Source organism: Deinococcus sp. (assembly GCF_030523985.1).
In the GTDB taxonomy this organism is placed as follows: Bacteria; Deinococcota; Deinococci; order Deinococcales; family Deinococcaceae; genus Deinococcus.
In genome coordinates, this window is the sequence record NZ_JAUNHK010000048.1 from 11,234 (window position 1) to 20,563 (window position 9,330).

7 protein-coding genes are annotated in these 9,330 nt (G+C 65.2%); 2 read left to right on the forward strand and 5 right to left on the reverse strand.

Translation table 11 applies throughout. From position 1 onward, the window contains the following. The 5 genes from Q4C89_RS08620 to Q4C89_RS08640 form a co-directional block, all read right to left on the reverse strand. Window positions 1–953, reverse strand: a 953-nt coding sequence (locus Q4C89_RS08620; protein ID WP_303102197.1) for an ABC transporter substrate-binding protein, incomplete at its 3' end; no start/stop codon positions are given. A 90-nt stretch (window positions 954–1,043) separates the two neighbouring features. Then, a complete protein-coding gene (locus tag Q4C89_RS08625; protein ID WP_303102198.1) occupies window positions 1,044–2,132 on the reverse strand; it encodes a branched-chain amino acid ABC transporter permease in 1,089 nt (362 codons plus the stop codon). Between the two features lie 99 nt (window positions 2,133–2,231). Then, on the reverse strand, window positions 2,232–3,128 hold the full coding sequence (locus tag Q4C89_RS08630; RefSeq protein WP_303102199.1) for a branched-chain amino acid ABC transporter permease: 897 nt from the start codon (window positions 3,126–3,128) through the stop codon (window positions 2,232–2,234). A gap of 21 nt (window positions 3,129–3,149) precedes the next feature. Beyond that, window positions 3,150–5,189, reverse strand: a complete 2,040-nt coding sequence (locus tag Q4C89_RS08635; protein ID WP_303102200.1) for an AMP-binding protein — start codon at window positions 5,187–5,189, stop codon at window positions 3,150–3,152. Continuing rightward, window positions 5,186–5,995, reverse strand: a complete 810-nt coding sequence (locus Q4C89_RS08640) for an ABC transporter ATP-binding protein (protein ID WP_303102201.1) — start codon at window positions 5,993–5,995, stop codon at window positions 5,186–5,188. Before Q4C89_RS08640 ends, Q4C89_RS08635 begins: the two co-directional genes overlap by 4 nt. 256 nt (window positions 5,996–6,251) lie before the next feature. Here Q4C89_RS08640 and Q4C89_RS08645 point away from each other — a divergent pair, with 256 nt between their 5' ends. Beyond that, window positions 6,252–7,778, forward strand: coding sequence for an AMP-binding protein (locus Q4C89_RS08645; protein ID WP_303102202.1), 1,527 nt, complete (start codon window positions 6,252–6,254; stop codon window positions 7,776–7,778). A gap of 161 nt (window positions 7,779–7,939) precedes the next feature. Further along, window positions 7,940–9,330, forward strand: a 1,391-nt coding sequence (locus tag Q4C89_RS08650; RefSeq protein ID WP_303102203.1) for an NAD-dependent succinate-semialdehyde dehydrogenase, incomplete at its 3' end; no start/stop codon positions are given.

Sequence of the window (9,330 nt, forward strand, 5' to 3'; positions counted from 1 at the left end):
TTCATGGACTCCACCGCGATGGCGGCGGCGAGCATGCCGGAGGTGTAGTGGACGCTGCGGATGGTGTCGGCCTTGCGGCCATACTGGCTGCCGATTTTCTTGACGAGCTGGATGCCGGGTTTGTCGCCCTCGTCGTAGAGGTAGTAACTGGTGGCCCAGATAAAGCCCTTGGCGGCGTCGCCCGCGAGTTTGGTCAGGTCTTCGCCGCCCGCGTAGTGCGCGCCCATGAACTGCATCTTGCCGAGCAGCCCGAGGCGCTTGGCGTCCTTGAGGATGTTGGCGACCGGCCCAGCGGTGTTCTGGTTGATGACGTACTTGACGCCCTGCGACTCCATGCGCTTGAGCAGCGCGGTGTTGTCGAGGTTGTTGGCCCCGACCTCCTGAACGTCGGTGATTTTGAGGCCCAGGCGGGTGGCGGCTTTGCGGGCATCCACCACCGGGTCACGCCCGAAGGGGCTGGGGTTGACGATCAGGGCGACCTTGGCCCCCTTGTCCTTGGCGGCGATGTATTCGAGCAGCCCCACGATATTTTCGGAGTAGCTGGCGATGGGCAGGAACATGTAGCCGTTGTTGGGCGGGTCGATCAGGCCGATGTGGTAGCTGGCGGGCAGCGTCGGCACCTTGGTTTCCTGCACGATGCTCTTGAGTTGCAGCATGCCCCCGGTGGCGTAGCCCAGGAAAATCGGCACCTGCTCGTTGCCCACGAACTCCTCGAAGTTGCGCTGGGTGTTGGCGTTGTTGTACTGGTCGTCGCGCACCACGCACTTGAGGGTCGTGCCCGCAATCATCTTCTGGGCGTTGGCGTACTTGCAGTAGTCCTCCACGCCCGCGCCGTAGCTCGCGCCCGCATCACTGGTGGGGCCGGTGATCGCACCCGACCACACCAGGGTCACGTCCTTGGCGCTGGCGAGAGAGGCGAGAACGAGGGCGGACAGGGTCAGGAGCTTTTTCATGGGTTACCTCCGGGTAACGGGGAGAAGGCGGATGGCAGATGGCCGAGAGCAGAGGGCAGATGGCTAGGGGGTCGGCAGCTCTTTCGCCGTCTAGAACTTGTAGGGCCACTTCTTGAAGTACATCCGCACCAGCCGCCACCAGTTGGCGAGGCCGCGTGGCTCGAACATCAGGAAGAGGACGATGGAGAGCCCGAACGCCAGGGGCCGCAGCGCGGTGGCCGCGTCTACCCCCTGCGGGAAAAGTTGTTTTTCGCTGATCCAGCCGCTCAGCCCGCCCATCACCCGGTCGAGGGCGACGATAAAGAGCGGCCCCAGGAAGGAACCCGGCAGGCTGCCCAGACCGCCCACAATCGCCATCGCCAGCAGTTGCACCGAGGTGTGCAGCGTGTAGTCCTCGATGACCACGGCCTTCTGGAAGTAGGCGAACAGGCCGCCCGCTATGCCCGCGTAGAACGAGCCGATCATGAAGGCGGTGAGTTTGGCGGTGCCGGGGTTGATGCCCATCGCGGCGGCGGCGCGGTCGTTGTCGCGCACGGCGATCAGCGAGCGCCCATGCTTGGTGCGCAGCACGTTGCGCCACAGCAGCGCCAAGCCGACCAGCACGGGCAGGATGATGTAGTACCAGACGAGGTTGTGGTTGAAGAAGGTGGCCTTGACGCCGAACACCTGCACCGGTTCGAGGGCGATGGCGCTGCCCTGCGCCAGAATCGGCAGGTGGCCCACCGACCACTCGAACACGACCTGAAAGGCGAGCGTGGCGACGGCGAGGTAAAGGTACTTGAGGCGCAGGCTGGGCAGGCCGACCACCGTGCCGACCAGGGCCGCCGCGAGGCCCCCCAGCGGAATGGCGACGAAAAAGGGCAGATTCAGCCGGGTGGCCGCCAGCGCCGTGGCATAGGCCCCGACACCCATGAACGCGGCCTGCCCGATGTTGATGAGGCCGGTGTAGCCCGTCGTGACGTTCAGCCCAATCACGGCGATGGCGAAAATCATGATCATGTCCAGGTCGCGCAGCAGCGTCTTGGGCAGGCCCAGCGCCGTCATCAGGTACGGCAGCGCCAGCAGCAGCAGCAGCCCTGCCACCAGACTCGCCTGCTCGGAGGCCGTGGCGAAAATGGTCTGGTCTTGCTGATAACGCACCCGGTAGTTGCCGGTCTGGGTAAAGCGGGAAGCGGGCATCAGTGGCCTCCTGCGGAGGGGATAATGGTGAATGGATGATGGTTGATAGAGGAGAGACGGTTTTTTCCATCAACCCTCAACCATCTCCTATCTACGCCGTTACACACGTTCGATCTCCTTCGTTCCGAACAGGCCGTAGGGACGCAGCAGCAGCACCACGAGCAGAATCAGGAAGGGAAACACGGTGCGGGTGCCGCCGCCGGGCACGTAGGGGTCGAGGTAGCCCGCCGCCAGGTTTTCCAGAATGCCGATGAGGATGCCGCCCACGATGGCCCCCAGCACGCTGTCGAGGCCACCCAGAATGACCACCGGAAACACCATCAGGCCGATGCCCGACAGCCCGCCGAGGGTCAGGCCGCTCATCAGGCCGAGGATGACGCCCGCCGCCGCCGCCGTCAGGCCCGCCGCGCCCCAGGCCAGCGCAAACACGCGCTCCACCGAGGTGCCCACCGACATGGCCGCCATCTGGTCGTCGGCCACCGCCCGCATGGTGATGCCGAGCGTGGACTTGTTGAAGAAGTAGGTAAACGCGCCCAGCAGTCCCAGCGCCGCCAGCACGCCCGCAATCTGGGTGCGGCCCAGGGTGGCCCCCAGCAGGTTGACGCCGTCGCCGCTCAGGATGGCGGGGGACGTGAAAGAAAAATTGCCCGCACCGAAAGGCGTGAGGTGAATCAACCCCTCAATGACGCTGCTCAGGCCGATGGTGACCATGATGACCGAGATGATCGGTTCGCCCACCATGCGCCGCAGAAACACCCGCTCGATCAGCATGCCCAGCGCAAAAGTCACCACCATGGACAGCAGGCCCGCCAGCCAGAAGTTGACGCCCGCCTGCGTCAGCGCGAAGGCGATGAAGGCTCCGGTGGCGATAATCTGCCCGTGCGCGAAGTTGATGACGCGGCTGGACTTGTAGATCAGCACGAAGCCCAGCGCCGCGAGCGCGTAAATCGAGCCGATGACCACGCCCGCGATGAGCAATTGAGGTAAAAGTTCCATTTCAAAGTCTCCTTATGACGCTCAAGCGTGGGCGAGGGGAGCCGCAGGGGGGGCGGGCCGGGCCGCAGGAGCCATGCCCGGCACCGGATGAACGGTGAGGCGGGTCTGCACGCGCTGTTCCTGACCGTCTTGGTACTTGAAGACGGCTTCGACCTGCTTCTCATGGCTGCCGTCGTAAAGGGCTTCGACCACGGGCGCGTACTTCTGGGCGATGACCTTGCGGCGCACTTTGCCCGTGCGGGTGAGTTCCTCGTCGTCGGCGTCGAGCAGTTTGTAGAGCAGCACGAAGCGGCTGATGCGTTCGTGGGGTTCGAGGCGGGTGTTGGCCTGCTGCACCTCGCCCGCAATCAGGGCCGCGAGTTCAGGCTTGGAACTCAGGTCCATGTAGGTGGTGTAGGCCAGGCGCTGCTTTTCGGCCCACTGCCCGGCGGTCATGGGGTCCACGTTCAGGATGGCGGTCACTTCGTCGCGCCCGTCGCCCAGCACCACCGCTTCTTTGATGTAGGGGCTGAACTTGAGGCGGTTTTCGATGTACTGCGGGCTGAACCGCTCGCCGCATGCGGTCTGCATTACGTCGCTGAGGCGGTCGATGACCTGCAGGTGCCCGTCGGCGGTGATGCGCCCGGCGTCCCCCGAGTGCAGCCACCCGTCACGGATGGTTTCGGCGGTGGCCTCGGGTTTCTTGTAGTAGCCCTGACACACGGCGGGGCTGCGGCTGATGATTTCGCCGCTCTCGTCTATGCGGCACTCGCCCCCCGGCAGCGGCTTGCCCACCGTGTCGAAGCGCACGTCGCCGTCGCGGTGCACATAGGCGATGCCGATGTTCTCGGTCTGCCCGTAAATCTGTTTGAGGTTCACGCCCAGCCCGTGGTAAAAGCGGAACACGTCCGGCCCGAGCGCCGCGCCCCCGGTGTAGGCGTGCTTGAGCCGCAGCAGTCCCAGTTGGTCGAGCAGCGGGCGGGTCAGCCCCCAGTAGGCCAGCCAGCGCTTGAAGGCCACCAGACCGCCGGGCCTGCGCCCCTGGAGCGAGGCGTCGGCGGCGTCGGTGCTCCACTGCAGCAGCTTGCGGTAGATGGCGCGGTTGGGGCCGTAGCTCTCCTGCATCCGAATGAACATCTGCGACTGAATGCCCTCCCAGATGCGCGGCGGCGCGAACATGAAGTGCGGGCCGATTTCGACCAGGTCGTGCATGACCGTGTCGCTGCTCTCGGGAAAGTTGACCGTGATGCCGCCCGCCAGCGCCACCCCGATGGTCATCATCTGTTCGCCGATCCAGGCCATCGGCAGGAAAGACAGAGAGTCGTTGCCGGGCTGGAACTTTTCGACCTGGCCCAGCGATTTGCCCATGTAGAGCAGGTTGCGGTGCGTCAGCATGGCGGCCTTGGGCAGTCCGGTGGTGCCCGAAGTCAGGCTGAAGTGGCACACGTCGTCGGGGTGACCCAGGGCGGCTTCGGTGCCGAAAATGTCGCTGGGCTGCCGCCGCCCGAGTTCGAGCAGTTCCCCAAAGCTCATGAACCAGTCGTCGCCTGCGTGCTTGGCCATGCCGCGTCCGTCTTCGTAAATCACCTTCCGCACCTGTCCGCCGTGTGCCGGGTGCAGGTCGTGGCGATGTTCGAGCAGCTTGTCCACCTGCTCCTCGTCTTCGGCGAGCACCACCACGGCGTCGGTGTACTCGACGACATACTTGACTTCGCTGGCGACGCTGCTCTGGTACACGCCCACGCTGACCGCGCCGAGGGCCTGCGCCCCGATTTCCATGAACACCCAGGCCGGAATGTTTTCGGCGATGATGGCGACTTTTTCGCCGCGCCGCACCCCCAGCGCGTGCAGGCCCGCCGCGACCTCGCGGGCACGCTCCAGATATTCGGCGTTGGTCGTCTCGTTCCAGATGCCGAACTGCTTGTGCCGCAGCGCCACCCCGGTGGGCGACAGCCGCGCCCGCTCGGCCAGCAGTTGCGGGATGGTAAAGCGCGTCACGTCGCCCAGCAGGTTGCGGTTCTCGAAAATCTCGTTCTGGGGCGCGGTGAGGTGGCCCGCCACGTGGCTCTGGGGGGCGGTCACGCGCTTACCCCCTGGGGCGGCTGGGCACCCTCGAAGGGCACGTGTTCGGCCACCCCGGTATACGCCTCGATGACGCGGGGGTTGGCGCTGACCTCGGCGGGCGTGCCCGAGGCGATGAGCTGCCCGAAATCGAGAACATAGACCCGATCGGAAATGTCCATCACCACGCCCAGATCGTGCTCGATCAGCACCACCGTGATGCCCTGTTCGCGCTGAATGTCGAGGATGAAGCGCACCATGTCTTCCTTTTCCTCGACGTTCATGCCTGCCATCGGTTCGTCGAGCAGCAGCAGCTTGGGCGCGAGGGTCAGCGCCCGCGCCACTTCCACCCGCTTTTGAATGCCGTAGGCCAGCGTGCCGACCGGGTGGTGGCGGTACTGTTCCAGCTCCATGAAATCCACCACCCGCTCGACATAGGCGCGGTTGAAGGCTTCTTGCTTGCTGGCGCGTCCGTAGAACAGCAGCGAGTCGAGCAGGCCGTAGCGCAGGTGGGTGTGGCGGGCGAGCAGCAGGTTCTCGACCACGCTCAGGCCCCGGAACAGTTCGAGGTTCTGGAAGGCGCGGGCGACTCCGTAGCTGGTGACCACGTTGGGCGCGGCGCGGGTCAGGTCATGTTCACCGAAGGTGATGCGGCCCTGCGTGGGGTGATAGAAGCCCGAAATGCAGTTGAGCATGGAGGTCTTGCCTGCACCGTTGGGGCCGATGATGGACACGATTTCGCCCTCGGGCACCACCAGACTGACCTCGGTCAGCGCCTTGAGACCCCCGAATTGCAGGGTCACGTTCTCGACGTGTAGTTGCGGCATGACACCTCCAAACAGAAAACATCCAAGCGGGCAAAAGGGCGGGCAAAAGTCCGGCCTGGACTCGCCCGACGCTCCCCGTCGGCAAGAAATTTGGGCTTTGGGATGGGATTGATTATGGGGGAGCCGGTTCAAGAAACAGTCAATGGTTGTCTAGACCGATTAGTCTTGAGGAATCGAAATCTATTTTTTGTCTATACAATTCGCAGGCTTTTAGCCTTGCTCTACTTGCCGGAAAAGGGAGCACAATAGCGGCACCGTGAAAATCCCCCTCACGCCTCTGGAACCGCTTTGCCGCGCCTTCGCCCTGCATCCATCCCGTCCGGCGGTTCGTGACCGGGGCCGCGAAGTCACCTATGCCGAACTGGGCGAGCAGAGCGCCCGACTCGCCGCCCTGCTGCGAGAACGTGGCCTGGAACTCGGCGGTCACGCGGTTCTGATTTCGCCGAATACGCTGTACGCCGTGACCGCCTTTCATGCCGTGCCGCTGGCAGGCGGGGTCATCGTGCCGCTCAATCCAGCCTTCGACGACGAATCGCTGAATTTTCTGGTCGCGCACGCCGACCCGCAGGTGGTTCTGGTGGACGCCGGGTTGCTGGCGCGGGTCCACAGCACACTGGAAGCGCTGGGGGTGCCCGTCGTCGTCATCGGGGATGACGCCCAGCTGGAGGCGCAGCTCCAAGCGCACCCTCCCCTGCCCTGGCGGGTGCCGCACGCCCTGAACGAAGACCAGGCCATCAGCATCAACTACACGTCCGGCACCACCTCCGACCCCAAGGGCGTGATGATTTCGCACCGCGCCGCCTTCCTGAACCTGACCAACCTGCTCTACCACCTCGACCTGCGCCCCGGCGCTCAGGCGCTGCATACCGTGCCGCTGGCGCACAGCAACGGCTGGGGCATGGCGTGGGCGGTCACGGCGGCGGGCGGCACCCACCACACCCTGCCCGACCCCGCAGGGCTGCGCCCGGTGCTGGAAAGCGGCGTCGTCACCCATCTGTGCGCGTCCCCGGCGTGGCTGTCGCCGCTGCTCGAAGGCGGAGCGGCGCTGCGTCTCCCCCATCCGGTCAAGCTGGTCGTGGCCGGGGTGCGGCCCCACTCGCCCCTGACAGCCACCCTGCAAGCCCAGGGCTTCGAGGTGATGCACGGCTACGGCCTGACCGAGAGTTCGGCCCTCGTCACCCTCAACCCCGCAGGCGGCCCCGACGCGCCTGAACCCCTGAGCTGGCAGGGGCACCCCATGACCTTTGCCGGAGAGGTGCGGGTGGTGAGCGAAGACGGGCAGGACGTGCCGCACGACGGGCAAACCCCCGGCGAGATCGTCATTCGCAGCAACCAGGTCATGAAGGGCTACTACAAGAACCCGCGGGCCACCCGCCGCGCCATCAAAGACGGCTGGCTGCACACGGGCGACCTCGCGGTGAGGCGACCCAGCGGCAGCCTCGACATCCTCGACCGCGAAGGCGACCTGCTGAATCTGGGCGGGCAACCCTATTCCAGCGCCCAGATCGAGGCGGTGCTGTACCGCCACCCCAGCGTGCGTGAGGCGGTGGTGGTGGCGACCCGCGCCCCCCAGGGCCACGACCTGCCCTGCGCGTTCGTCACCCTGCAACCCGGCGCACAGGTGCAGCCCGGCGAAATCCTGAGTTTCTGCGCCCCGCACCTGCCCGCCTGCGCCCTGCCGACCCAGCTGCGCTTCGTGGACGACCTGCCCAAAACCGCCAGCGGCAAGGTGCTCAAGCACGTCCTGCGCAAACAGGTGCGCCAGCAGCGAAACAGAACCTGAGTAGGTCGAAGTTCATCTCAAGATGAACCGAGCGAAGCGAGTATCGAAGAAATACGTCGAACCGGGAATGAAGCGTTTTCGGTTCTGTCCCGAAAATGCGAAATGTTAGGTTCGATGTACTGCGCCGGTCAGAAGGAGGCGGGTCTTTTACACTGAAGCCCATGACCCCCACCAACGAATCGGTGATTCGCACCCGCGCCTATTTTGCGGGCGAGTGGCGCGACGCCGCGCAGACCTTCGACGTGATTCACCCTGGCAACGGGCAAAAGGTTGCGGCTGTGGCCGACTGCACCCCCGCCGACGCGCAGCGGGCCATAGACGCCGCCGCCGAAGCGCAAAGGGCGTGGCGCAAGGTCAACCCCTACGAGCGCGGGCTGGTGCTGCGGCGCTGGTTCGACCTGATGCTGGAGCACAAGGAAGAACTCGCCCGCCTGATGACGCTGGAAATGGGCAAACCCATCAGCGAGACGCGGGGCGAGGTGCACTACGCCGCCAGTTTCGTGGAGTGGTGCGCCGAGGAAGCCGGGCGAATTTCAGGTGAGCGCATCAACCTCCGTTTTCCCCACAAGCGCGGCCTGACCATCTCGGAACCCGTCGGCATCGTGTACGCGGTCACGCCCTGGAATTTCCCGGCGGGCATGATCACCCGCAAGGCAGCTCCGGCCCTGGCTGCGGGCTGCGTCATGATTCTCAAACCCGCCGAACTCTCGCCCATGACCGCGCTGTACCTGGCCGAACTGTGGCTGGAAGCGGGTGGCCCCGCCAACACGTTTCAGGTCTTGCCCACCAACGACGCCGCCGCGCTGACTCGTCCCATGATGGAGGACGAACGGGTGCGCAAACTGACCTTCACGGGCAGCACCGAGGTGGGCCGCAAACTCTACGAACAGGCCGCCCGCACCATCAAGCGTGTCAGCCTGGAACTCGGCGGGCACGCACCTTTTCTGGTTTTTGAGGACGCCGACCTGGAAAAAGCCGCCAGCGAAGTCCTGTCCAGCAAGTTCCGCAATACGGGACAGACCTGCGTGTGTACGAACCGGGTCTATGTGCAGCGCTCGGTGGCCGAGGAATTTACTCGCCTGCTGACCGAAAAGACGGCGGCGCTGAAGATGGGCGACCCGCTCGACGACCAGACCCAGGTCGGGCCGCTGGTCGAACAGGCCGGACTCGACAAGGTCAAGGCACAGGTCGAAGACGCCCTGAATCGCGGCGCCCAGGCGACCACCGGGGGGCAGGTGCGCGAGGGGCTGTTTTTCGAGCCGACCATCCTAACGGGCGTGCATCCCGACTCGGTCATCCTGCGCGAGGAAACCTTCGGCCCGGTCGCGCCCGTCGTGGTGTTCGACACCGAGGAGGAGGGCCTGCGGCTCGCTAATGCCAGCGAGTACGGCCTGGCGGCCTACGCCTACACCCGCGACCTTTCCCGTGCCTTCCGGGTGGCCGAAGCCCTCGAATACGGCATCGTGGGTATTAATGACGGCCTGCCCAGTGCTGGCGCCCCCCACGTTCCCTTCGGCGGCATGAAAAACAGCGGCGTCGGGCGCGAGGGCGG

Bases quoted from the DNA above. Each gene is read 5' to 3' on its own strand.
- Q4C89_RS08640 (WP_303102201.1), bottom strand. From the start codon at position 5,995: ATGCCGCAACTACACGTCGAGAACGTGACCCTGCAATTCGGGGGTCTC.
- Q4C89_RS08630 (WP_303102199.1), bottom strand. From the start codon at position 3,128: ATGGAACTTTTACCTCAATTGCTCATCGCGGGCGTGGTCATCGGCTCG.
- Q4C89_RS08625 (WP_303102198.1), bottom strand. From the start codon at position 2,132: ATGCCCGCTTCCCGCTTTACCCAGACCGGCAACTACCGGGTGCGTTAT.